This window comes from Mycobacterium sp. 3519A (genome assembly GCF_900240945.1).
Taxonomy (GTDB): Bacteria; Actinomycetota; Actinomycetes; order Mycobacteriales; family Mycobacteriaceae; genus Mycobacterium.
On the sequence record NZ_OESG01000014.1, the window covers coordinates 701602 to 725614 of the forward strand.

Annotated in this window: 21 protein-coding genes and 1 pseudogene; 8 read left to right on the forward strand and 14 right to left on the reverse strand. The window is 67.4% G+C overall.

All coding sequences use genetic code 11. The annotated features are described in order from the left end of the window. Positions 1-101: 101 nt before the first annotated feature. The 7 genes from eccCa to C1A30_RS24510 are packed head-to-tail and all read right to left on the reverse strand — an operon-like array spanning position 102 to position 7768. Complete coding sequence (gene eccCa, locus C1A30_RS24480; RefSeq protein ID WP_101950931.1) at positions 102-2333, reverse strand: type VII secretion protein EccCa; 2232 nt, start codon at positions 2331-2333, stop codon at positions 102-104. Continuing rightward, positions 2333-3796 (reverse strand): type VII secretion protein EccB, encoded by a 1464-nt coding sequence (gene eccB / locus C1A30_RS24485; protein ID WP_101950932.1) that lies wholly within the window; start codon positions 3794-3796, stop codon positions 2333-2335. The genes eccCa and eccB overlap by 1 nt, the downstream gene beginning before the upstream one ends. Positions 3797-3799: 3 nt before the next feature. Next, positions 3800-5521 (reverse strand): type VII secretion AAA-ATPase EccA, encoded by a 1722-nt coding sequence (eccA, locus tag C1A30_RS24490; RefSeq protein ID WP_101952853.1) that lies wholly within the window; start codon positions 5519-5521, stop codon positions 3800-3802. Next, positions 5514-5987, reverse strand: a complete 474-nt coding sequence (locus tag C1A30_RS24495; RefSeq protein WP_200828416.1) for a YbaB/EbfC family DNA-binding protein — start codon at positions 5985-5987, stop codon at positions 5514-5516. Before C1A30_RS24495 ends, eccA begins: the two co-directional genes overlap by 8 nt. Positions 5988-5989: 2 nt before the next feature. Further along, entirely contained in the window at positions 5990-6826 is an 837-nt protein-coding gene (locus tag C1A30_RS24500; protein ID WP_101950933.1) for an ESX secretion-associated protein EspG, read from the reverse strand. Next, positions 6823-7173: a type VII secretion target gene (locus C1A30_RS24505; RefSeq protein WP_235010176.1), complete on the reverse strand. Its 351-nt coding sequence runs from the start codon at positions 7171-7173 to the stop codon at positions 6823-6825. The genes C1A30_RS24500 and C1A30_RS24505 overlap by 4 nt, the downstream gene beginning before the upstream one ends. Next, positions 7163-7768 (reverse strand): EspA/EspE family type VII secretion system effector, encoded by a 606-nt coding sequence (locus C1A30_RS24510; RefSeq protein ID WP_101950934.1) that lies wholly within the window; start codon positions 7766-7768, stop codon positions 7163-7165. The genes C1A30_RS24505 and C1A30_RS24510 overlap by 11 nt, the downstream gene beginning before the upstream one ends. A gap of 489 nt (positions 7769-8257) precedes the next feature. On the opposite strand from C1A30_RS24510, the pseudogene C1A30_RS24520 reads away from it, so the two are divergent. After that, positions 8258-9730, forward strand: a pseudogene (locus C1A30_RS24520) (MinD/ParA family protein); the annotation flags it as partial. Here C1A30_RS24520 and C1A30_RS24525 read toward each other — a convergent pair. Further along, positions 9727-10422 (reverse strand): helix-turn-helix domain-containing protein, encoded by a 696-nt coding sequence (locus tag C1A30_RS24525; protein WP_101950936.1) that lies wholly within the window; start codon positions 10420-10422, stop codon positions 9727-9729. The pseudogene C1A30_RS24520 and the gene C1A30_RS24525 overlap by 4 nt on opposite strands. A 340-nt stretch (positions 10423-10762) precedes the next feature. Between C1A30_RS24525 and C1A30_RS24530 the strand changes: the two genes are divergently transcribed. Continuing rightward, positions 10763-11053, forward strand: a complete 291-nt coding sequence (locus tag C1A30_RS24530) for a WhiB family transcriptional regulator (RefSeq protein WP_101950937.1) — start codon at positions 10763-10765, stop codon at positions 11051-11053. Positions 11054-11226: 173 nt separating this feature from the next. Here C1A30_RS24530 and C1A30_RS24535 read toward each other — a convergent pair whose 3' ends face one another. Then, positions 11227-12774 (reverse strand): acyl-CoA carboxylase subunit beta, encoded by a 1548-nt coding sequence (locus tag C1A30_RS24535; RefSeq protein ID WP_101950938.1) that lies wholly within the window; start codon positions 12772-12774, stop codon positions 11227-11229. Positions 12775-12846: 72 nt separating this feature from the next. Between C1A30_RS24535 and C1A30_RS24540 the strand changes: the two genes are divergently transcribed. From C1A30_RS24540 to C1A30_RS24560, 5 genes are all read left to right on the forward strand, one after another. Continuing rightward, positions 12847-13251, forward strand: coding sequence for an EVE domain-containing protein (locus C1A30_RS24540; protein WP_101950939.1), 405 nt, complete (start codon positions 12847-12849; stop codon positions 13249-13251). Between the two features lie 16 nt (positions 13252-13267). Beyond that, complete coding sequence (locus C1A30_RS24545) at positions 13268-14233, forward strand: pirin family protein (RefSeq protein WP_101950940.1); 966 nt, start codon at positions 13268-13270, stop codon at positions 14231-14233. A gap of 7 nt (positions 14234-14240) precedes the next feature. Further along, positions 14241-14573: a GNAT family N-acetyltransferase gene (locus tag C1A30_RS24550; RefSeq protein WP_101950941.1), complete on the forward strand. Its 333-nt coding sequence runs from the start codon at positions 14241-14243 to the stop codon at positions 14571-14573. A gap of 27 nt (positions 14574-14600) precedes the next feature. Then, entirely contained in the window at positions 14601-15404 is an 804-nt protein-coding gene (locus C1A30_RS24555) for a thioesterase family protein (RefSeq protein ID WP_101950942.1), read from the forward strand. A 95-nt stretch (positions 15405-15499) separates the two neighbouring features. Beyond that, positions 15500-17713, forward strand: coding sequence for a S8 family serine peptidase (locus tag C1A30_RS24560; protein WP_101950943.1), 2214 nt, complete (start codon positions 15500-15502; stop codon positions 17711-17713). A gap of 50 nt (positions 17714-17763) precedes the next feature. Here the strand turns inward: C1A30_RS24560 and C1A30_RS24565 are convergent, their stop codons facing one another. From C1A30_RS24565 to C1A30_RS24580, 4 genes are all read right to left on the reverse strand, one after another. Continuing rightward, positions 17764-18729 (reverse strand): hypothetical protein, encoded by a 966-nt coding sequence (locus tag C1A30_RS24565; protein WP_101950944.1) that lies wholly within the window; start codon positions 18727-18729, stop codon positions 17764-17766. Positions 18730-18849: 120 nt separating this feature from the next. Then, a complete protein-coding gene (locus C1A30_RS24570) occupies positions 18850-19326 on the reverse strand; it encodes a nitroreductase family deazaflavin-dependent oxidoreductase (RefSeq protein ID WP_101950945.1) in 477 nt (158 codons plus the stop codon). Continuing rightward, positions 19326-19823 carry a pyridoxamine 5'-phosphate oxidase family protein gene (locus C1A30_RS24575; protein WP_101950946.1) on the reverse strand — a complete coding sequence of 166 codons (498 nt, stop codon included), beginning with the start codon at positions 19821-19823 and terminating at the stop codon, positions 19326-19328. Before C1A30_RS24575 ends, C1A30_RS24570 begins: the two co-directional genes overlap by 1 nt. A gap of 10 nt (positions 19824-19833) precedes the next feature. Beyond that, entirely contained in the window at positions 19834-22077 is a 2244-nt protein-coding gene (locus tag C1A30_RS24580; RefSeq protein ID WP_101950947.1) for a molybdopterin-dependent oxidoreductase, read from the reverse strand. A 136-nt stretch (positions 22078-22213) separates the two neighbouring features. On the opposite strand from C1A30_RS24580, the gene C1A30_RS24585 reads away from it, so the two are divergent. Then, positions 22214-22792 (forward strand): TetR/AcrR family transcriptional regulator, encoded by a 579-nt coding sequence (locus C1A30_RS24585; protein ID WP_101952856.1) that lies wholly within the window; start codon positions 22214-22216, stop codon positions 22790-22792. Here the strand turns inward: C1A30_RS24585 and C1A30_RS24590 are convergent. Further along, positions 22789-23970, reverse strand: a complete 1182-nt coding sequence (locus C1A30_RS24590) for a hypothetical protein (protein ID WP_101950948.1) — start codon at positions 23968-23970, stop codon at positions 22789-22791. The two genes, C1A30_RS24585 and C1A30_RS24590, sit on opposite strands and share 4 nt — an antisense overlap. Positions 23971-24013 lie beyond the last annotated feature (43 nt).

Genomic DNA, 24013 nt, shown 5'->3' on the forward strand with positions numbered 1-24013 from the left:
CTCACCTTTCGCGGCCCCGGCGGGGCTACGGTTTTTGACGGATTTCGCGCCGAAATCGGCATATTCCGTAGTCTCGGCGCACGTCCGAGCGTTTTTCACGGTCATGAGCTCACCGCCGTATCGAAGATCGGGGCCGCGGTGAACTGATGGATGCGCAACCGGCCGTCGGTCTGCGCACGGGGTCGGACCTCCCCGTTGTCTTCGACCGGTGCCGCCGGTTCGTAGTTGACCCCGGTCCACACGCTCTGAAACTTGACCGGGTCTTCCATGCCGACCCGCAGGAACCCGACGCCGCTCTCCTTGTTCGTGATGTATTGCGCCTCTGGCGTGCCGATCACGGCCTTCGACTCGGCAGAACTGGTGGTGCGCAACGCGATACGGTATGTCAGGTTCGGTTCGAGCTTGTCGATCCGCACACCGCCGGTGTTCAGCGACTGGGTGGCCAGCAGCAGGTGCACCCGCAGCGACCGGCCGACACGGCAGATGCGGTCGAACAGGCCGATGAAGTCGGGGTGGTTCTGCAGCAGTTCGGCGAACTCGTCGACGACGACGAAAAGCGTTGGCAGCGGCGGCAGCTCGGCACCCCGCTCGCGGTGCTTCTCGTATTCGGCCACCCCGGACAGTGCGCCCGCGGCGCCGACCTGCATACCCGCCTGCCGCAGGATCGACTGGCGGCGGTCCAGTTCACCGGTGAGCACCTCGCCCATCCGGCTGACCAGTTCGGCTTCCTCTTCCATGTTGGTGACGACGGCCGCGGTGTGCGGCAGCTTCTCCATACCGAGGAACGTCGATCCGCCCTTGAAGTCGGTGAGCAGCAGGTTGACCTGGTCGGGGTGATGGGTGGCCGCCAGGGACAGGATCAGCGTGCGCAGGAACTCGGACTTACCGGAACCCGTTGTGCCGATCAGCATTCCGTGCGGGCCGGCGCCGAATTCCGCGCCCTCCTTGATGTCGAGGTGCATCACTTCGCCGGTCTTGAGTTCGTGGCCGAACGGGATCCGCAACCGGTCCCGGTCGGTGTCGGTGAACATCCGCCACCTGGCAGGCGTCACTTCCTCGACCGTCTGCGCGCCGACAATCTGGTGCCACTCGGTGGCGACCTTCTTGTGCACCCGCACGCTCTTGTCGATGATGGTGCCGGTGATCGACCAGCCCGCCAGCTTGCGGGCCACCCGGCCCGCCTGTGCCGGTGTCATCGAGTCGGCCACGCTGGTGACGAGCCGGAACGTTTGATTGGGCAGCCTGTCGTCGGCCGTGCTGTCGGCGTCGACGCGGATCCGATACACCGAACCGCGGTGGTTGCCCAGCGTGATCACGGTGACGCCGGCCCGTCCGTCGACCGGGAATCCCGCTCTGCCACCGGTCAAGTCGACGACGACGACGTAGGGTCCGCTCGGCACCGAGTCGGCGGTATGCGGTCCGCGGGCGGTCAGATCGCTCAATCCGTCGGGGCGGGTGAACACCAACCGGGTGGGCCCAGCGGCGTCGGTGTCGGTCTGATGCGCGACGTGCGGCAGCCACTTCAGCCACGCCCAGTCCGGGTCCTCCGGGTTGTCTGTGAGGACCCGCAGTTGGAGCAGATCCGGCGGATGGAATACCGCGAGGTGGCAGATCATCGCGCGCAGCAACCCGGCGGCGCCCGCCGCGTCACCGCCGATCGCGATCGTCGGAAAGGTCCGCAGCTGAACGAGCTTCGGGCAGTCGTGGATGAGGCCGTGGGTGCGCAGGAACTTCGTCACCCACATGTGGCTGACCGGCTCGAGGTGCGCTTGCGGTGCCCCTTGCGGGCCCGCCAGCTCACCGCCGACGGCGGGCTTCAACAGCCGGTCGACTGCAGGCTCCGAGCCGATGCCGATGCGGGTGGCCGCGTAGAAGTCGGCGTTGACCTGCCGCGACCACTGCCGGTTGGTGCCGATCAGCGACAGCAGGTCCTCGGGATGCGGTGCGTGGTAATTGAAGAATGTCACCTGCGCGGCAGCAGACGACGTGACTCGCGTCCGAAGGCCGGCCAGATAGCGCAGGTATTCCTTGCGGTCGGCGTTGATCTCGGGTACTCGCTTGCCGCCGGGTCCGCCGCCGGCCATGAAGCCGACGGTGGCCATCACCATCATCAGGGGCATCATCAGCATGTACGGCGACAGTTGACGGATGCCGGTGAAGATCATGATCGCGATCATCCCGAGCATGCCGCCGCCCATCACCCACGGCAGCGCCTTCTGGATACCCGAGGGTGGGATCTCGATGCCGAGATCGTCAGGCGGGGTGACGGTGATCTCGCCCGGCGTCAACCGCGGTCCGCGCTTGATGATCGGCGTGAACTTCTTCGTCGTCATCAGCCGCCTCCTACGCTCGCGCCTGCCGGCTGCGCGCCTTCGATCTTGCGCGGGTCCGGGTCGGCGGGCAGGGTGTCGTGCTCCAGCAGCGCCGCCTGTTTCGACAGCACCGGCCCGTCCACCAGCAGCGAAACCACTTGCCACGGAGCCGTCTTCGGGCCGATCAGGCCGAGCGTCTTGGCCGTCTCCTCATCGGGCAGCCCGTAGCGCACGCCCTGCGGGTCGATGTAATAGAGGCTCTCGCCGTACCTGGGATCCGGTGACTGCAGCCGGATGAACTGCCCGCCGTCGATGTAAACCGTTGAGGTGCCGTCGATCTGCTTGATGCCGGTGGTCATCGCCGACGCCGGGATCGGCAGGTGGCGGCCGCTGATCACGGTGGTCTTCGGCGCCTGGTCACCCGGTTCGCGCTGCCATGCCCAGCACATCGACGGTGCATCCTCGCGAAGCAGAATGTCCATCGGTTTGTCCGGCAGCGGCGAGGTGTACACCCGCTCTGGGATCTTCGCGACGATGCTGGACTCCACCGAGGGCGGCGCGATCAGTCCGAACGAATTGGTGGCGCGCAGGGCTGCCGCGGTGGTGTCGTTGACCTTCGCCACCCCGTCGGGCAGCACCACGTAATGCTGTTCACCCGAATCACCCACCGTGGTGAACACCGACCCGATCACCAGATTGGGCGGCAGGCCAACGGTATTCGGCGCGCCCGCCGCGGGTACGTCCGGTAGCTGCCACGGACCCGCGTTCGGCAACGCGTTGTACAGCCCTTCGGAGATCGGGGTGGCCTTGGCGGTGACCGGAATGCCCACGGCCGAGGTGACGGCACGGTCGGCGAGGTCGATCGCGTGCCTGCCGTCGTTGGTGACCAGCCAGTCGTTGTCCTTGTACGACACCAGCACGCCCTGATCGGGCCGCATCGGGCCGACCGAGCTGTCGAGGCGCAGTGACTGGATGATCACCGACGTCTCCACCGTCGGAGCGACGCTGTCGGGTTTGGTGACGGTGTCGCACAACGTCCACGTCGACGCAGCGCCGCCGACCGGGGTGGCGTACGGCGCGCCGGGAATTCCGATCGGCTGGCCCTTCGGCATCTTGTTCAGCTCGTCGGACTTCACCGCCACCGGACTGTTGGCGTTGCCGAGGACCAACCGGGCCGATGTCAGGTTGTACACCGGCCGCAGTTGTCCCGTGCCCGGCATCACCACGTACAGCTGGTTGGTGCTGCGGTCCACCAAAAGCGTGTCGCCGCCCCGCTTTCCGAGCGGCTTGAAGTACGCCAGCAGGCCAGCGCCGAGGCATATCAACACCGCGATGACGATGCCCGCCGACACCGAACGGCTGTAGAACTGCAGCGGGTCGTCGAACATCCTGGTGTCGCGCCGCACGATCGCGTGCTCGACCCGGCGCAGCAGGAATCGCCAGCCGCTGACTTGCACCTTGGTGGTGAGCCGGAAACTTGCCATCGGTTACTCGTTGATGTTCAGGCGGGCATGGATCGCCGATATCGCGGCGGCCATGTCCTCCCCGTTGATCTCGCTGAGCTGCTCGACGCCCAGGCTGTCGAAGTCCACCGACCGCGACAGTCGCATGTCCCTGCTCTGCTCGCCCGCCTCCACCAGTTGACGCGCATACCGGCCGTTGCCCGCGATGTCGAGCGCGGGTTTGCCGTTCAGCGACCGCTCCGACAGCAGCGTGGCCGCGTCGAGCACCCGCTTGGCGGCTTCCTCGTCGAGAGTCGAGTCGTTGGCGGCGGCAATGACTTTCGCGATGTCGACGATCTCGTCGGGTGTGTACGAGTCGAACTCGATACGGGTGGCGAACCGCGACCGCAGCCCGTCGTTGGTCTCCAGCAGGCGGTCGATGTCGGCGCTGTACCCGGCGATGATCACCACCAGGCGGTCGCGGTCGTTCTCCATCCGCGCCAGCAGGGTGTCCAGGGCTTCGGTGCCGAATGGGTCGGCGCGCCCGTCGCGCTCCTGGACCAGTGTGTACGCCTCGTCGATGAACAACACGCCGCCGACGGCCCGATCGATGGTGCGACTGGTCTTCACCGCGGACTGGCCTTCGTATTCGGCGACGAAGTCTTTGCGGGAGGACTCGACCAGCTTGGGTTCGGCGATGACGCCCAGGCCCGCGAGGATGTTGGCCACCACCCGCGCGATGGTCGTCTTACCCGTGCCCGGTGGGCCTGCGAAGATCATGTGCTTGCTGGCCTGGGCGACCTTCATACCGCGCGCGGCGCGGACCTTGGCCATCTGGGTGGCCGCGCGGTAGGCGTCGATCTGCTCCTTGACGCGGGTCAGGCCGATCTGCCGGTCGAGTTCGGCCTGCGCCTCGGCGAGCAACCTCTCCCGACCCGACGTATCCGCGACGACGCTGGCCGCATCCCACGGGTCGCGTCGCGACGCGATCTTCTCCGGCGTGGTGGTCACCAGTCGGTAATTCGGATCTCGCAGCGCGGCAGCGACTTTCGGCTCCGGGTGGGTGGCCTGCAGCCACTCGAGCAGGGCCAGGGCGGCTTCCTCGTTGCCTTGACTCCGGCGGGTCATCGCCAGATACCAGGCAATCGCCGGCGCGCACGCCTCCCCCGCCGGCGACGAATTGGATTCGGTCAGGCGGCGTTCGGCTTCGGTGAACAGCCCGAGGTTTGCCGTCGCCACCCCGTGTGCGACCCCGGCCGCAGCGGCCAGGAACTTGTCCGGCCAGCTACCGGCACCCCGCACCTCGTCGATCACGTCGGTCCACCGCTCGGCGGCGCCGTAGATCACCGCCTTGACCCAGGACACCAAATGCTCTGCGCCGGTGGCCGGGACGTCCTCCAGCGCCTCCATCGCGTCGGCGTAGTTACCTATCGACGCCTCGTGCACCGCGAAACCCATCGTGATCGCCAGCGGCGAGTTGATCGGATAGGTGATGTCGCCGAACATCCCGCCGATCGGGATCCTGGCGTTGAGGCTGTTCATCGGAATCTCGGCGGCCCCAGCGAGTTGCCCGAAGTTCGACCGCGAATACCAGGCGCGGAACAGTGTCACCCGGTCGGTGTCTCCGCAGCGGATCCGGCCCACCCATGCGTCGCATGCCGTCTCGTCGAGAGTCGTGATCTCGCTGAACAATTCGAACGAACGCGATTGGGAGCTGGCCAGTATGCCGACGGCGCTGCCGAAGAGGCTGGCTAGATGCTCAGTCATGACCACCTGCATATCTAGTTGAAAACAGTTGCGCCCGAGCCTCTTTGGCCTCTTCCGGAGTGGGCAGATCCAGATCTCGGGTAAGGAAGTCGCGGGTTGCGACGTCGTCGTGGCCCTGCTGCCGCATGCCTTCGAGCATGTGGGCGTACTGGGCTGATCTGGCGTCCTGGGTGGCCAACTGGGCGATGACAACGATCTCGTCGGCGAGATCGGCTTCGGTCATCTCGGTCACCTTCGGTGACAGGTCGATGTGCTTGACGCGGCCGTCCAGGTAGGTGGTCACCGTGACCGTGCCTGGCGGGTTGGTCACGGTGAACAGCTGCGCCTGCTCGTCCTCCACGGTCTCTTCGGCGTAGCCGGCCAACGCGTCGAGAACGGACTGGCCCTGCTCGTCGTCGGCGGCCGAGAAGTCGAGCGCGGCCAGATCGTCGCGCTCGTCGTCGGAATCGTGTGGGGAGGTGGCCAAGCTCAGTCCTGATATCCGTCGGTGTTTCCGTCGGTGTGGTGGTCGAACCACTTGTGCGACGGCAGGAACTCGACGAGCCCGTCGAGTGCGCGCTGCAGGTTGTCCTGCCCGCCGGGCAGGAAGCTGCCGTACAGTTCGCCGTTGACCCGCCGCGGGATCGACACGATGCGGCCCTGTTTCGAGTCGAGCACGCCGGCCGCGACGTCGGTCTGGGTCTGGGTACCGCCGGGATGCCGCTCGCTGGCGATGATCTCGACCCAGCTGGCGGGATTCGCGATGATCTCGGCGTACGCGCGCGCCGACGACGGCGCGATGCCGTATTGCGACAGCTGGTTTGCCGAGGTGCATTCAGCCAATTTGCTTGCCACACCGGTCAGCGGTTCGACATCGGCCGGGGTGGCGGTGCCGAGCACCGTCGTCACCATGCCCGCCAGCCCGACCTGGGGCGCGACGCGTTGCAACACGAGCATGTCACCGTCGCGCGCGGCAACAACATGGCGATCCCCCTTACGACACACCACGAAGCGGACCATCTTGCCACCGACGTCGCGGCGCCACCACCGGCCTTCCAGGGTCCGGTCGGCGCGACTCAGGGTGTCGACCATGGCCGCCACCTCGGGATGCGGTTCGCCGAAGACGTCGAGGACGCCCTGCGCGGTCAGGTCGCGGGCCACCTGCTCCCAGACGATGTTGCGCAGGTCTTCCTGCGGAATGTTCTGCCGGATGCCAAGGGCGACGGGAAAATCCATCACGTTGAGCCGGTCGGCGATGACGAGCATTCCGTCGATGGTGACCTCGACGCCAACCACGTCGTCGAAATGCGTTGGCGGACTTGTCATGATTGCCCTGTTTGCATCTGGCTGCGCAACACGCCGGTCATCGCTTCGTCAGCCTGCTCGTATTGCTTCGCTGCCGCGGAGAGCTTGGCGCTCAAATCCGCTGAGATGTCGGCCATCCGAGTCGCCGCGGTTCGACGCGCCGCCAACACCGCCGTCAGCGCACTTGCCGAGGCGGAAGCGACAGCGCCGTGGGTCTGCCTGACCACTCCGTCGGCGCCGTCGGCCACCGCCGTCGCCGATCTAATCGCAGCCGCCGCGCGGCCCTGCGTACCGGCCAGCTCGGTCAAATGGGCCGTCACAACACGCAACTCGTCGCCGGGCATGTCTTGCGTTCCCTTACCTTCCATCCCGCGCTGGTAGCACGACCGGATCGCAGGCATCAAAGGTATCCCGCACCGACACGTGCGGCAGTCCGGCCGCATCGGCGACGCCCGCGTACCGCCCGACCGCCTGCTGCAGTTCGGCGGCGTTCTGCGCCACCTCGGACCGAAGCAGGTTCAGCCGATAGCAGCTCTCGCCGAGGGCGGACTGCAGGGCGGTCATCTCGACAGCCAGTTTCATGGCCTCGCCGTACCGCGGGGCGCCGTGCAGCGGCGAGGCGGCGCTGGTGTCCGCGAGGAACTGACTCTGGTCGTCGAGGTGGCCGCGACACAGCGCGATCTGGTCGGCCTCGCGGCGCAGCACCCTGTACACCTCGCGGTCGGCACCGGCCATGGCCTCTGACCGCAGTTGCTGCCGCGTGTTTTGATCCGCGTAGGTGTAGGAGCCGGGGCCGTGCCAGCCGGTTGGTGCGGCCGACTTCAGCGTGTCGTTGACATCGTCGAACGCGCGTTGCGCCCGGTCGAAGGCCTCACCGGGGTCAGGCGCGCCCTGCCCAGTCGCGTCCTTGAGGCCGCCGATGACCGTCCTGCCGTGCTCGAACAGCGCGCCATTGACCTTCACCGTGCACAAACTCCATCAACTCCCGCCGTAGCGGGTCGCCCAGACTATTTGCCACGACCCGTCGGCTGCCCCGAATGACCCAACGGCGCACCACCGTGCGCCGCATCACAGCCTACCAGCGGAAACCGGGCGCTCAGTGCACCAGTTTGTGGCCCGATCGCGGACGCATGGCACCGGTTGGACATTCCACCTAGCAATGTCTCATCCCACATTTGCAGGGCTGCGTCCACATCATACGCGAGCATCAGCAAAGCCTTCCGGCGCGCGCGGACAGCAGCAGGTGAAGCGTTTCGGGGCAAGTCCACCTCGGGTCGCATTCGGCATACCGTCGGAGTCGTCCAACGAACATGCGCGCCGAATACCGACGCGCCGCACGAGTTTGCTGGCCGGCGGCGGCGCACCTTGCCTCCGGTATGCGGAGGTGCGGACGCGGTGTAGTTGATACTGAACAGTGGCGGACATACGCGTCGTCCGGGAGCGAAGGAGGAGATGTGCAGTGACCGACCGCGACGACGCTTTGCGCCGAGAACTCGGCTGGACCGGGCCCGAAGAGACCGACTACGAACCGCCCAAGCCCAAACCGGAGCAACCGCAGCAAGCCACTCCCCCGGTGCCGTCGCGGCCGCCCGTCGACTTCGTTCCGCAGGACCGCGACCAGACTCCGACCCCACCGCAGCCCGAACCTCCCCCGCCGCCGTTTCTGGATCCGGACCGGCCCGGCGGCGGTCCGAAGCCGCCGACGGGCCGGTTCTGATCCAGAACCCCCGGCCGGGGGGGCTGGCGCTGCTCCGGGGTCGGGGTTTTGGCCTCGTCCTGCGGGACGGAGGGCTCGGGCGGCCGCTGGGGCACCGGGGGGGCGGCCTGGTGTGGTGGCTCCGACAGCAACCGCAACCGCCGCGTGCCCCACGCCCCACCCCGCCTCCTCCGCCGCAGCACCCGGGGCCGCCGACGCAGCCGTGGAATGCGCCGCTCTACCCTCCTCCCGAGCCAAGCGCCGCGCCACCCATGCCACCGGCGTCGTATGCGGATCGGATCAGGGCCGACGACCTGGTGCCCGCGAAACGCAAACCGCCGGGCCGCGGCTGGCGACTCGCGCTGTTCAAGGCCAGCTTCGGGTTGATCAATCTGGGCCCGTCACCCGAGGAGATCCGCGAAGCCGAACTGGAGGCGTCCATCAAGTCGGTGCTGCGCGGGCATTACAAGATCGGCGTGATGGGTAAGGGCGGCGTCGGCAAGACCACCGTGTCGGCCAGTGTCGGGTCGGTGTTCGCCGAACTGCGCCAGGACGACCGGGTGGTGGCCATCGACGCCGACACCGCGTTCGGCAAGTTGGGCAGCCGGGTCGACCCGAAAGCGCAGGGCTCCTACTGGGAGCTCGCCTCAGACCAGCACCTCGAGACGTTCGCCGACGTCCGCAGCCGCGTCGGAAACAATGCGGCTGGACTGTTCGTGCTCGCAGGCGAGGCGACGCCCGCGCGCCGCCGGGTGCTCGATCCCGCGATCTACCGGGAGGCGACATCGCGCCTGGACAAGTACTTTTCGATCTCGATCGTCGACTGCAGCTCGACCATGGACTCTCCGGTCACGCAGGAGGTGCTGCGCGATCTCGACGCGTTGATCGTCGTGTCATCACCGTGGGTGGACGGCGCGGCGGCGGCGGGGCAGACGATGGACTGGCTGGCGGCCCGCGGTCTGAACAGTCTGCTGCAGCGCACGGTGATCGTGCTCAACGACTCAGATGGGCACGCGGACAAGAGGACTCGGTCGATTCTGGCGCAGCAGTTCGCCAGCCAGGGTCAGAAGGTCGTCGAGGTGCCGTTTGACGGACACTTGCGGCCGGGCGGCGTCATCGACCACACCAGCCAGATGTCGCCTGCGACACGGCGGCGGTTCATCGAGATCGCCGCAGCGCTGGCAAGCCACTTCCCGACACGCGACGACCGCAGCAGAGAGCGCTACTAGTCGAGCTGTTTGAGCAGCGCCTCGATCGCGTCGACCGAGGCGGCAGACACCGGTTGCTCCGCTTCGGCGTGCGCGATGTCGTCCTCGGAAACGCCTGCGGCTTGCGCGGTTTCGGCGAGAGTGAGATTGGCGCGCCTGCGACTGGCGTAGAGCCGCTGACCGAGCGTCGCGCGCGGCGCGGCCGCGGCGAGGTTGGTCAGGTCGTCGATCTGACGCCGCACCGTGCCGAGGGCCTTGATCAGCGCCGGGGTGACCTGGCCGATGCGAGCCGCGCGGGCGGCGACCGCCTCGAGCTGACGCAGGTCAGCGAGGATCGCTGCGACGCGCGGCGTGTACTGCGCGTCGTCGACGGGGGGTAGCGCATCGATTGCGTCGCCCAGTGAGTGCACCGCAGCGACGATGGCCTGCGCGATCAAGGGCCCTTCATCCGCGTCCGGTTCGGTCGGCTTGTCCGGTGCTGCGGGCTCACCGTTGCGCAGTCGGGCGATGGTGCCGGGAGGCCACTGCAGGACCTTTTCCAGCTTTGCTCGGGTGCGTTCACGCGGCCAACTGCGGCCCTTCTCGAACGCGATCAGCGCGCCGGCGTTGATGATTCCGTCGGCGGCGAGGCTGCGCTGGCTGATGTCGAGTTCGCGTCGGCGGGCGGCGGCCGCCGCTCCGGCGCGCACCAGTCCGGGGTCGACGTCTGTCATGGCGGCGATTACCTCGCTGGGTGGGTGCTGCGCAGGGTGTCGCAATAGTAACCAGCCGGCGGTCGACTGCTACGACTTGGCCGCACGTTTTGCCGAACTGAGACATCGCACAGCTATGGTTTTGCGACCAGTTTAACCGTAACAACGCTACGGAATTACACGTTTGGCGTATCACGCATCGGTGCTGGCAGCGCTCATTTCGATACTGCTCGCTGCACCTTTTGCTACTTCGAGCCGCACCGCCGGCTCTCTAGCTAACCGTTGCGTTGCTACGGTTTGTGCGTTACGTTTGGCGCCATCGCGGCCAATCGCCGCAGAGCGTGGCAGAGGAGCAACACTTATGAACACACCGGAGTGGGAAGAGACCCCGATCGGCGCATGCACCCGCGACCCTGAGCGGTGGACCACCAGAGCTGACGAGGAAGCGAAGGCCATCTGCCGGGAATGCCCGCGGCGTTGGATGTGCGCGCGCGAGGCGTGTGAGCTGCCGCGGGCCGAGGGACTGTGGGCAGGCATCGTCATCCCCGAGGGCGGCCGTGGCAGGACGTTTGCCCTGCGGCAGTTGCGGTCGCTGGCCGAGCGCAACGGATACCCGGTCCGCGACCGCCGGTTGTTCGCGGAATCGGCCTGAGGTCAACCGTTCGCCGCCGATGACGTGGGGTCGGCGGCGAACGGAATATCTTGTCCCGCCTAGCGGTTGATTCGTGCGACGGTGCCGGGCATGCCCCGGGCCCCATCCAAAACCGTCGCTTCGAGCGACCACTCGCCGAGAGGCGCCATGGCGGCACCGTCCCTACTTTCCGCCTACCAGGTATCGACGAACCGCCGGCCGCGGTGCGGTTGAGCTTCTGCCGCGGCGGCGGACAGTGTCGCTGCGATCAGATCGCGGGTATCGGCGGGGTCGATCACATCGTCGATTTCGAACAGCGCAGCGGCGTTGAGCGCCTTGGCATTTGCTTCCGCCGCGGCCGTCGCCTGCCGAACCCGTTCCTCGCGTTCCGCGTCATCGACGATCTTCTCGAGTTCCTTGCGCAGGCCCAACCGAACCGCGCCCTCCAGCCCCATCGGTCCGAGGTGCGCGCCGGGCCACGCGACCGTGAGCAACGGTTCGTGCAGACTGCCGCCGACCATCGCCTGCGCGCCAAGCCCGTAGCCGCGGCGCAGCACCACCGCTACCAACGGCACACGTAGGGCGGCGCCCGCCACCAACATGCGAGAGGCCCGGCGCACCAACGCTTCTGCCTCCGCCGCCGGCCCGACCATGTAGCCGGGACAGTCGACCAGCGACACCACCGGCAACCCGAAGGCATCGCAGAGTTGCAGAAACCGGGCGGCCTTGTCGGCGGCCGCAGCCGTGATGGCACCCGCCATCACCATGGTGTTGTTCGCGATGACGCCTACCGGGCGGCCTTCGATCCTGGCCAACGCGGTCACCATCTCCCTGGCGAAGCTCTCGCGCAGAAACGTCACCGAGCCTTCGTCGGCCAACGTCTCGATGATCGGGTTCACCTTGTACGCACGCCGTTCGCGCTCGGGGATCATTGTGCGCAAACGTGTTTGGTCGCTGGCCGGGCCGGGCTTGGTCGCGCCCTGGAAGTAGCCGAGTAGTCGTTTGGTCACGGCGACGGCCTCGGCTTCGTCGGCCACCACGACGTCGACGACGCCGTTGGGCGCCTGCATCGAGATCGGGCCGACGTCGTCGGCGGCGACGTCCCCGAGGCCACCGCCCGCGATCATCGCGGGTCCGCCCATGCCGATCGACGCGTCGTCGGTGGCCACGATCAGATCGGCGCATCCGGCGATCACCGCGTTACCGGCGAAGCAGCGGCCCTTGACGATCGCGATCCGCGGCACCAGTCCCGACAGCGCCGCCCACAGTTTGAAGGCGCGGGCGTCCAGCGCCGAGACCGTCGGGTAGTCGGTGTCCCCGGGGCGTCCGCCGCCGCCTTCGGCGAAGAACACCGTGGGTAGCCGCATCCGCTCGATGAGTTCGAACAGCCTGTCCTTCTTGCGGTGTCCCAGCGCGCCCTGGGTGCCAGCCAGCACTGTGTAGTCGTAGGAGAGGACGGCGCATGCGCCGCCGTTGATGCGGGCCGTGCCCGCGACGAGGCCGTCTGCAGGGGTGCGCGCGATCAGGTCGTCGACGTCGCGGCGGAACCGCTGCGCCGCGATGGCGAACCGGCCGTACTCGACGAAGGAACCCGGGTCGACGAGATCGTCGACGTTCTCGCGGGCGGTGCGCCCACCTGCGGCGTGCCTGCGCTCGACGGCATCGGGGCGGGCCGCGTCCTCGGTGAGCGCACGCCGTCTCAACAACTCCGCGTAGTCGTCGCGCATGGGGTCCTCAGGCATGGCGTCCGATGTTATCCACAGGCGGTGCGCTACCGGCGTCGATCTGTCGGCGATCCGGCTTACCGTGCGGACATGACTGCATGGATGAACACCGTCAGCCGTGACCACGTCCTGCGTGGGGTGCGGGGCCGCTTCACACAGGCCAACCACGGCAAGCCGCACATGTTGAAGAAGATGGCCAAGGGGGACTGGATCGTCTTCTATTCGCCGAAGACCGATTATCCGAAGGGTGAGCCGTTGCAGGCGTTCACCGCGATCGGCCAAGTCGTCGACGACGAGCCCTATCAGGATTTCCAGACGTGGCGACGCACCGTCGACTTCCTGGAGTGCACCGAGACTCCGATTCGCCCGCTGCTCGAGAAGCTCGAGTTCATCGAGGACAAGACGCGGTGGGGATACAAGTTCCGGGCTGGAGTGTTCAAGATCAGCGACCAGGACTTCGACGTGCTCCGTTCGGCGATGACCGACTCCGGCTGAGGGCTACCGTGGGTGCGTGAGCAACACCGATCCGGCGCCCTCCGAAGTCGCCTGTGCCGCTTTGCCGTTCGCGGGCGTACTGCATCCACGTGAGGTGCCGCTGGGTGGCCCGCGCGCCATCAAGGTGCGCCGCACCCTGCCCCAGCGGGAGCGGTCGCTGATCGGGGCGTGGTGTTTCGCCGACCATTACGGTCCGCACGACGTGCGAGGCGGCACCGGCATGGACGTGCCGCCGCATCCGCACACCGGATTGCAAACGGTCAGTTGGCTTTTCAGCGGCGAGGTGGAACACCGCGACAGCGCCGGCGTGCACGCGATGGTGCGGCCGGGAGAGCTGAACCTGATGACCGCGGGCGCGGGCATCTGCCATTCCGAGGTGTCCACCGCGGCCACCACGGTGCTGCATGGCGTCCAGTTGTGGGTGGCGCTGCCCGACGCCGACCGGGACACCGACCGCGACTTCGCCCACTACGCGCCGCAGCCGCGACGGCTCGGCGACGCCACGGTGCGGGTTTTTCTCGGCGAGCTCGAGGGCGACCGCTCCCCCGTGCACACCTTCACCCCGCTGCTCGGCGCGCAGGTCGACCTGGCTCCGGGCGCGGAGCTGAGCCTCGAGGTCGATCCCGCGTTCGAGCACGGCGTGCTGCTCGATCAGGGCAGCGTGGAGGTCGCGGGCACGCCGCTGGACGTGGCCGACCTCGCGTTCCAGGACGTTGGATGCGAGCGGTTGCACGTGGCCAACCGGGGCCAGGCGCCGGCCCGTGTGGTGCTGCTCGGCGGCCCGCCGTTTCCGGAGCAACTGGTGATGTGGTGGAACTTCGTCGGGCGCAGCCACGACGACATCGCGGCGTATCGCGAACTGTGGCAGAACCATGACGCGCGCTTCGGCGCAGTGCAGGGATATCAGGGCGCGGTATCGCGGCTCCCGGCGCCACCGCTGCCAAATGCGACGTTGCGCCCGCGGCCCAACCACGGGGTATAGAAGAGGCATGACCACCGACAAGACCGGCGCACCGACGACAGTCACCCAGGAACCCGACCGCTTCACCATCTCCGTCGACGGACAGCAAGTCGGCTTCACCGAGTACGCCGATCGCGACGGCCAGCGGATCTTCCCGCATACCGAGGTGCTCGACGAGTTCGGTGGGCGCGGGCTGGGAACCATCGTCATCTCCGAGGCGCTGCAGGCCACCCGCGACGCGGGGCTGCGAATCGTCGCCGTGTGCCCCATGGTCGCCGGCTATGTCGGCAAGCACCCCGAGCTCGCCGACGTCGCCGACCCGGCCGATTCCGAGGTCGAACGCTGGCTGGCTAATCGTTAGATGGCCTAGCCCGATATCGTCGCCTTCGTGGCGACCGCATTCTTCGTGGCCGACGGCGACGTCTTCACCCCCCAGTCGATCGCACGCGGCCCGTGGGGGCAGACAATCAGCGGCAACTACGTCGGCGGCCTGCTCGGCCACGTCCTCGAGCGCGACGCCGGCGAACCCGAGCTGCAGCCCACCCGCCTGACGGTCGACCTGTTCCGGCCCGCCGCGTTGGCACCGGTGCGCGTCGACACGTCGGTCACCCGGCACGGCCGTCGGCTGAAACTGGTCGACGCGCTGATGACCCAGGGCGATACCGTCGTCGCCCGCGCCAGCGCTCTGTTTCTGCGCCGCGGCGAACAGCCCTCCGCGGAAGTCTGGTCGTCACCGGTGACCATGCCGCCCGTTCCGGAGTCCCCCGATCCGATTCCGCGCGGCCTGGCGATGCTGGTGTGGACCTACGGCAAAAACGACCACACCCCCGGCCCGGGGTTCGGGCTGGAGGCGTGGCAGCACGCGGGGCCGAAACACATCTGGGTCCGCGACATCAGGCCGTTGGTCGACGGCGAAGAACTCAGCCCGTTCACTCGGGCCGCGATGGCCGGTGACATGGTCAGCTCGCTGACCCATTTCGGCACCGAGGGTTTGCAATTCATCAACGCCGACTACACGCTGACACTGAGCCGGCTGCCGCAAGGCCCGTACCTCGGCCTCGCCGCGTTGACCCATTACAGCCACGACGGCGTGGCGACCGGCACGGCCACCATTGTCGATCAGCACGGCCCGATCGGGAGCGGCGTGGCCAATGCCCTGGCGAACCCGGGCTTCGACCCGCCGCATCCTTAACTTTTCAAAAGTCGAGTAGTCGGATACTCGCGGTGTCTGCCGCGTCCGGGTTGATGCTGTCTCCATCCAGTTGTCCATTGGAGGGGGATTGACAAATGGGTCCTGTCAGTGCGGCCACAAGTGACCGCGTTCATTTCAGCATTGAAGCCGACGAAATCGTCGACCCGGCGACAACGGTCACGATCCGATTGCCCGGCGCGGTTGACGCGCAGAGCGTTCAGAGCGCCATCCGGGTGATACGCGGCAGTGACGAAGTGCCCGCCACAATCACGCGCGCACGAAATGGTCGGTCGGTGAAGGTGGACCTCGGTGCCACTACGCACTTCGGTGCTTACCGCTTGGAGATCGATGAACTGCTCAGCACCAAGGGTGAACGCATCACCGAAATGGTGCGCCTACCCTTCTGCGTACTTCCCGCGTCCTGCAAGGCGCTGACGGGCAAACGTGTCGAGCACAGCGTCCGACTCGAATTCGACGACTTGAATGTCCACCGGCTCGCACCGGGGCAGACGGGCAGGAACGGCCATGTCGACGTCATGAAGGTCGTCGACCGCACGACCGGTGAGCCGGCCGAGTTGGCCTTCGACGAGCAGGGCAGCGTCGTCGACATCCGTGAGCGCCTGACGGCACTGGACAAGCGGCGCGCGCAGAAGTTCGGCAGCCTGGATCCGGGTCTCTACGAGCGGCTCGGATCCACCTCGCACGGCGAGCGGATTCCGGTCGTGGTGTGGGCACGCATCGAATTGCCCTCAGCGCCATACGAAAAGCCCGCGGATCAACGCAGCGCAGAACCGCCCCGTGGCGAAGCCCGGGTGGCCGAATCGGTGCGCCCGGCGTTGGCCAATCTTCAACAGGCTTTGGCCCGTCATGATGTTTCCGTCCGCGGTAAATCCCGTCGCGATGACACCTTGCCTCTGGTCACCGCAGAGGTCACCGCGGACCAACTGCGTGCGTTGTCGCGCGACGAGGCGGTCGGCGCAATATTCTTCGACGACCGAACCGCGACCAACGACCTCGGCAACTCGATCGCCATCGCCCGCACGAATACCGCTCACGCACTCGGTTTCGACGGCACCGGCGTGCGTGTTGCCGTCTTCGAGGACGGGCCCAGCGACACCACCAATCTGAGCTTCGAAGGGCGCTACACCAGCAGCCCCGACGCCAGCGCGCATGCCCGTCTGACATCGGCGATCATCAAGAACACCGAGCCGAGAATGCCGCACGGCCATGCGCCGGACTGCGACCTCTACTCGGCCAATTCGTCTGACAACGACGCGCTGCTGTGGGCCGTGCGTGATCAGGGCTGCACGGTTATCAGCCAGAGCTTCCACCGGTCGAGTGAACCGGGAAGCGCGACACTGCAATCCGATGACGTTCTGAAGGACTGGCTCGCGTTGCGGTGGCCGTATCCGACCATCGTGCAGGCGGCAGGCAACTTCTGGAAAGGCGATGACGACGCCATCGATCCGCCCGAAGCCGAATATGTCAACCACAAGGGCTACAACACCCTGTCAGTTGGCAACCACAACGACAGTGCCAGTGCGATGTCGGGCGACTCGACCTTCCGCAATCCGAGCACCGCACACGGCGATCGCGAATTGCCCGAGATCGCCGCGAACGGCACCTGGGTGGCGGCGGTCGGCGAGAACATGCCAGGCACCAGCTTCGCCGCGCCGGCGGCGGCCGGTGTCGTGGCGCTGCTCCAAGACGTCGACCCGGTGCTCAGCTCGTGGCCGGAGGGCTGCCGGGCCATCATGCTGGCGGCCGCAGGCCGCAACGTTCGGGGTGGGACGTGGTGGCAAGACGTTTCGGCGGGCGTCGACGGTCGCGACGGTGCCGGTGCGGTTGACGCCGGCGCGGGTGTCGCCATCGCTCGGCAGAGGCGGCGGCGCAATGCATCGGCCTCGCGTCACGGCTGGGACGTCGGGACGTTGTCATCGTCGGCGATCGGCCGAGATGGCTTGGCCACCTTCAGGTATCACATCCACGTTCCGCCGCTGCTGGTGGCGGCGCGCGTGAAAGTTGCGCTGGCATGGGACAGCGCGGTCAGTACGTTCCTGGGCTTCCCGCTGTTCTCGAGGCTGACGGTCGATCTCGACCTCAGCGTGCGTGACAGTCACGGCGCGATAGTGGGCACATCGGCGTCGTGGGACAACAGCTACGAGATCGTCGAGTTCGCCGCGAGGGCTGGCGAGACCTATGAGGTGGTCATCCGGCGCTGGTCCGGCAGTGACGATGTGTGGTTCGGAGTGGCTTGGACGGTAAGCGGACGCAATCTGCTGCTGCCGGTCGAATCACTGCAGTCTTGAAACGCACTGCACCCCGCAGGCGTTTCCGCGGGGTGCAGTGTTGATCATGGTCAGCTCAGGCCGACGACCTCCTGAGCGATATCGGCCAGTCGCGTCTGCGCGGCCGACACCACCCGCTGGCGGTTCTTGTGAGCCTCCTCGTAGGCCACGATCGCCCGCACGTCGGCCGGGTCGGTGAGTTCCTTGACCTCGGCGACGGCTTCCGCGACGGTCAACTCGTCATAGCCGGCGATCGGAAGCTCGTCGGCGTCCAGCACACCGCCCGCGGTGCGCGCGGCATGCAGTGCGTCCGCGGCCCGGTTTGCGCCCTCGTCCCTGCTGACTTCTTCGGCGCGTTGCAGCGCCGCGTCCCGCGAGGCCGAAAGCGCCTTGAGTGCAACCTCACCCGCGCGCTGCGCGCGACGAACCAGATCGTCGACAGCAGGCCCCGCCGAGCGCAGCAACTCCGCGACCCGTTCGGCCGACTGCGCCGACCAGCCCATCGGCAGATTCACCAGCTTGACCGCCGTGCCGGTGGCCGCCTGCAGCGGGGTGCGCCGCAGCGCGGCGGGCCCGCCGAGCGCGTTTTCCGCCAGCACCGTCGTCAGCCAGTTCACGGTGGCCGAGTGTGCAGTGATCAACCGGTCGGCGAGTCCCTCGATGTCCGAACGCTTCGCGGCCACCGCAAGCGCCTTGATGTACCGCGACCGGTCCAGCAGTTGGTCCTCCAACGCCAGGTCGCCCAGCAGCGCCTCGTCGAACGGCTGCGCCTGCTCGGTCAGCGCCTTCACCGCGGCGGCGGCGCGGCCCAGGAACGGCCCGATCGTGTCGGGAAAGCCGCCCAGATCGCGGATCGCCTTCTCGATCGCCTCGGCACGAATGCGGCCGTTCTCGGCGTTCTGGGTCAGCTCACGACGCACCGCGTCGGTCCGGGCCTGCGCCACACGCGTCTCGGCGACCTGGATCTCGGTATGCGTCAAGTCCAGCACGGTGCGAAGCTGCGTGAGCAGCGTGGTTTCGGTTTCTGTTGTAGCCATTAGGTTTTGCCCCCTGTGGTTGGTATCGGGATCGGCGCATCAGCGCACCTATCCGTCGGCTACCCGCAGCACGGAGCGAGCGGAACGCGATCGGCGTGTGAGATAAGTCGCAATGTCCCCTCAGCGGGGCTTGAGCACCACGACCGGAATCTCGCGGTCGGTCCAGCTCTGGTAATTGTCGAAATCCGCGTACAACTCGACCAGCCTGGGCCACAACCGGGCCCGCTCCTCGGCGTCGGCGGTCACCGCATGCACCGGCCGCCGGTCGGCGCCGATCTCGATGAAGGTGTCGGGGTTGGCCACCAGGTTCCGGTACCACTGCGGGTGTTCGGGCCGACCGCCCTGCGACGCGACGATCACCACGTCGGCGCCGTCGAACATGTACAGCAGCGGCGTGACGAACACCTTGCCGGACTTGCGGCCACGGTGCTCGAGCAGCAACGTCGGCACCGGCTTGCGGAAACCCGCGCCGATGCGCCATTTGCCGCCGATCCTGCCGCCCGTGCGGCGGTACACCGCGACGTGCGCCTTGCCCGCGTACTTGAAGATCTTCGGCAGCAGCGGCGAGTCCAGCTGCTTGGGGCGTTGCTGCGGCATCAGAGATAGGCCGCCGTGCTGCCGCCGACCGGCATGGCAGGCATACCGAGCTTGCGGTGATCCCAGCTGCGCATCCTGCTGGGCACCACGCGCACGCAGATGCGGTTGTTCATCATCTGGTCGATGAACGGACGCATCTCCTCAGAGTAGGGGCCGGTGTATCGCTCCCATACGCTGATGCCAACGCGCAGAATGGTTTCCGGGTCGTCGACGATCTCCGCCTTGCCGTCGATCGACACCCCGCGCAACGTGTCGTAGCTCTGCCCGTCCTCGATCATCACCGTGATGGTCGGATCGCGGCGCAGGTTGACCGCCTTCTGCGACTTGGCCTTGGTCTCGAACCAGATCTCGCCGTCGACGACCGCGTACCACATCGCGACCAGGTGCGGCCTGCCGTCGGGCAGTACGGTGGCCATCGTCGCCGTCCTGCTGCGCTCAATGAATTCGGCGATTTCCTCGTCGCTCATGACGATTTTCGCCCGCTCGTTTTTGCCCACGGCTACATCCCTACCAGGCGTCCGCCGAGGTGACCGTCACGGGGATACCGTTCAACGCTCCGTTGCCAGAGGGTTCGTCGACGAACGTCGGCGGCGACAGGATGTTGGTGTTCACACCCGGCGATTCGTTGGCGATCGACATCCGGGTGCCGGGCTTGCCGTGGCCCCACCCGTGCGGCATCGACACCACCCCCGGCATGATCGCGTCGGTCACCTCGACGGGCACGTCGATCTGCCCGGCCGACGACGCGACGGTGACCAGGTCGCCGGCCACCACACCGCGCTTGGCAGCGTCGTCGGTGTGCATCAGCAGCGTGCATCTGTCGCGGCCCTTCATTAGCGGCCCAACGTTGTGCAGCCAGGAGTTGTTGGACCGCAGATGTCGCCTGCTGACCAGCACCAACTCCTCCGACGCGCGGTCGAGTCGGTCCGCGAGCCGAGGCAGGTCGTCGAGCAGATACTGGGGCGCCAACCGGATCTTGCCGTCGGCGGTGCCCAACGCGTCGGGCACCCGCGGCACCATCGGCCCGAAGTTGATCCCGTTGGGGTGTGCCTTCAGCTTCTCCAGCGTCAGCCCGTCGGGGTTCTCGCCGTAGCGGTCGCCGAACGGTCCGGTGCGCAGCGTGAGGTCGAGGATCCGCTCGGGGCCGCCGCGTTGGTAGTGCTTGCGGATTTCGGCGCCGTCGAGGCCGACGGTGAACGCCATGTAGTCGAAGAAGCCGTCGTCGATGGCGGCGACGTCGACGTCCTCGGCGGGCGTGCCGGTGCACAAGCCGGTCAGCCGGATCAGGATCTCCCACTCCGCCGGCGCGTCCGGATCCGGCCGCTGGAACACCGGCGGCGAGTAGTTGGCGATGCTGTTGATCGCGAAGTTGAGGATGAGGTCGTCGTGATGCGGTTGTTCGAGTGGCGACGGCGCGGGCAGGATCACGTCGGCGTGCCGGGTGGTCTCGTTGAGCCAGAGGTCGACGGAGATCATCGCATCGAGCATCGGCAGCGCCTCGTCGAGTTTGTGGCCCGCAGGCGTCGACAACACCGGATTGCCCGCCACGGTGATCAGCGCCTTGATCTGCCCCTCCCCCGGTGTCGCGATCTCCTCGGCCAGACACGACACCGGCACCTGCCCGAGCACCTCCTTGGCGCCGCGCACCCGGGTGCGATACCGGCCGAACTCCGGCGCACCGTCTTCCAAGCCCGGTATCGGCTGCACGGTGACCGACCACGCCGCGGCGCGCGGGAACATCGCACCGCCTTCGACGTCGAAATGGCCGGTGAGGACGTTCACCACGTCCACCAACCAGCCGGCCAAACTGCCGAACTCCTGATTGCACAATCCAATTCGGCCGTAGACGACGGCGCGCGCAGTGGTGGCCAGTTCGCGTGCCAACGCGCGGATGCGGTCCGCGGCGATCCCGGTGACCCGGGCGACGCGCTCCGGCGACCAGTCGGCGGCCACCTGTCGCATCACCTCGACGCCGTCGACGTGTGGTGCCACCGCGCCGAGATCGACCAGGTCCTCGGCGAACAGCGTGTGCGCGACCGCCAACAGCAGCGCCGCATCGGTGCCGGGAGTGATCGGCAGCCATTCGTCGGCGCGCGCGGCGGTGGCGGTACGTACGGGGTCGATCACAATCACCTTGCCGCGCTTGCGAATTCCGTCGATGATGCCCATCACGTCGGGCGCCGCCAGCAGTGAGCCCTGCGAGGCGGCCGGGTTGGCGCCCATCACGATCAGCAGATCGGTGCGCTCGATGTCGGGGACCGGGAACGTCCACCAGCCGCCGTACATCAGGTGCGACGACAGGTTCTTGGGCCACTGGTCCACGGTGCCCGGCGAATACGACAACGGGATGCCCGACATACCAAGCAGCACACCGGTGTAGCGGCCCAACGAGAACGAGTGCGCCAACGGGTTACCGGTGTAGCAGGTGACCGCGCCGATGCCGTGCTTCTCGATCACCGGCGCCAGCAGTTCGGTGCACCGCCGGAACGCGGCGTCCCAGCTGACCTCCTGCCACTGCCCGTCGACCTTGATCATCGGGCGGCGGATCCGGTCGGGGTCCTCGTGCACCGCACCCAGGGTGGCGCCCTTGGGGCAGATGTGCCCACGACTCCAGGTGTCGTCCCTGTTGCCCCGAATGCCCGCGACGCGGCCGTCGGCGACTCGAATCTCCAAGCCGCACATGGCTTCACACAGTGGACAGGTGTAGAGGTGCCGGCCGTCCTCGCCGACGCCCGCCAACGTTTCAGTCATCGCGCGCCCTCCCGCTTCTGCGCCGAACGTGGGTTACCCGCACGCCCGCCGGCCTCAGAGCGTGCGGGTAACCCACGTTCGCCGGCACAATTGTTGTGACACACTGTAACGACAAATGCGGGTGGCGGGAGGCGAAATGGAGAGCCGACATCGGCGGCAGGGTTCGCGCCGCGACCCGTCGATCGACACCGCGGTGCTGGCCGCCACCCGCAGGCTGCTGGTCGACCATGGCTACGCCGCCACCAGCATCGACCTGATCGCCACCACCGCCGGCGTCAGCAGGCCCGCGGTCTACCGGCGCTGGAGTTCGAAGGCGCAGTTGGTGCACGAGGCGCTGTTCGGAGACCTCGGGCCCGAACCGCCCGAGGACGACTTCGCCGCCGAGATCACCCGGTTGTGCCGCGGTGCGCTGCGCATGTACGGCGACCCCGCGGTGCGGGAGTCAATTCCCGGACTGCTCAACGATTTACGCTCGGACCGCCGGATGCGGCGGGTGCTCAGCGACCGACTGGAGGCCACCGCGCGCAGTCAACTCGCCGAACGTGTCGACGCGGCGGTCGCCGACGGCGTCGCGCGTTCCGGCATCAGCGCCGACACCATCATGGACGCGATCGCCGGCGGCGCCTGGTATGCGGTCTGCGTGCGCCGCATCAAAGACGTCGACACGGCAGCCAAGGAGTTGAGCGAACTGGTGCTGCGGGGTGTGCTCGACTAACCCGCCAACAACATGGCGTACTGCGCGGCGACCTGCTGCTGGGCGTCGAGCAGATTGTCCGCCGTGGTCTCGATGGCGTACTTGTCCGCCGCGCCCAGGCAGTAGAAGGTCTTGTCCTCCAGTTGCAGGCAGCGGCTGTCCGGCAGGTTGTTGACGGGCTTGGCCGGCTGCGACGTCGGCTGCAGTTCGGCGTAGAACCCCTCGACGATCTTGGCCGCACCCGCCGGATCCTTGGTCTGGTAGACGTTCGTCTTCGCCATCGCCGCGAGATCCATGCCGATGTCGGCGAACAACTTCGCCGAGCGGGCCGGATCCGATTGGAACTGCAGGGCGCCGCGCTGTTCGTAGGTGGCGTTCTGGATCGGGGTGGCGTCCTTCTCGGGCACCGGCAGCGTGCGCGCCAGCAGCCCGGTCGGATCCAGTGAGATGTCGGCGAATTCGGACGGATCGGTCGCGCGGAACTGGTCGATCGCCGGGCCCTGCAGGTCGACGGTCTTGCTCACCAGCCCGATGGCGGTGTCCATGTTGTCGGTCGCCTGCGCGAGTTGCATGAACACGTACTGCCCGTGCGCGGTGAACGCGCGCACCGCGTTCCACTTCTTGCCGGTCGACCCCTCGGTCTGGGTGTAGCCCGCCGCCTTCGTGTCCGGATGCCCGGGAATCTGCGCGGGCTGCACGCCGTCGCCCGTCTTGGCCGCGATATCGCCGAACTCGCCAGCTGCCGCAGTGGCGGCGTCCGGATCGGAGAACCGCAGCACCGCGTTCAGCAGGATCTTCTGGCCGTCCTGGGTCCGCGCCGATGCGAAGCCGTTGATGAAGCCGTGCTGGCTGGCCGCAGCCGCGAACGTCTCGGGGCCGATCTGGGCCAGCGCGCCGACGTTGGGCAGCACCGTGGCGCCGAAGCCGAACCAATCGGTGATGGCCGGGTCGACCTCCCACGGGCCGATGACGTTGTTGGCCATCCGCTGCGATTCGACGAACACTCCGCGGTCGGCATCGCCCGTCACCCCCAGCGGCTGGCTGGGCTGCGTCGGATACGGTCCGACGTCGAGCTTGCTGATGTCAACGGTCGGCCCGGCCGCCACGTCTGACGGCTTGACCGCCGAGCCGTCGACGGTCGAGGAGCACGCCGCGGTCAACAGGACAGCCGACAGAAAAGCGATATATGCGAGCCGCATTCGCAAAAAGCTACCGTGCCTGAGTCGAAATACAACGGCCCCC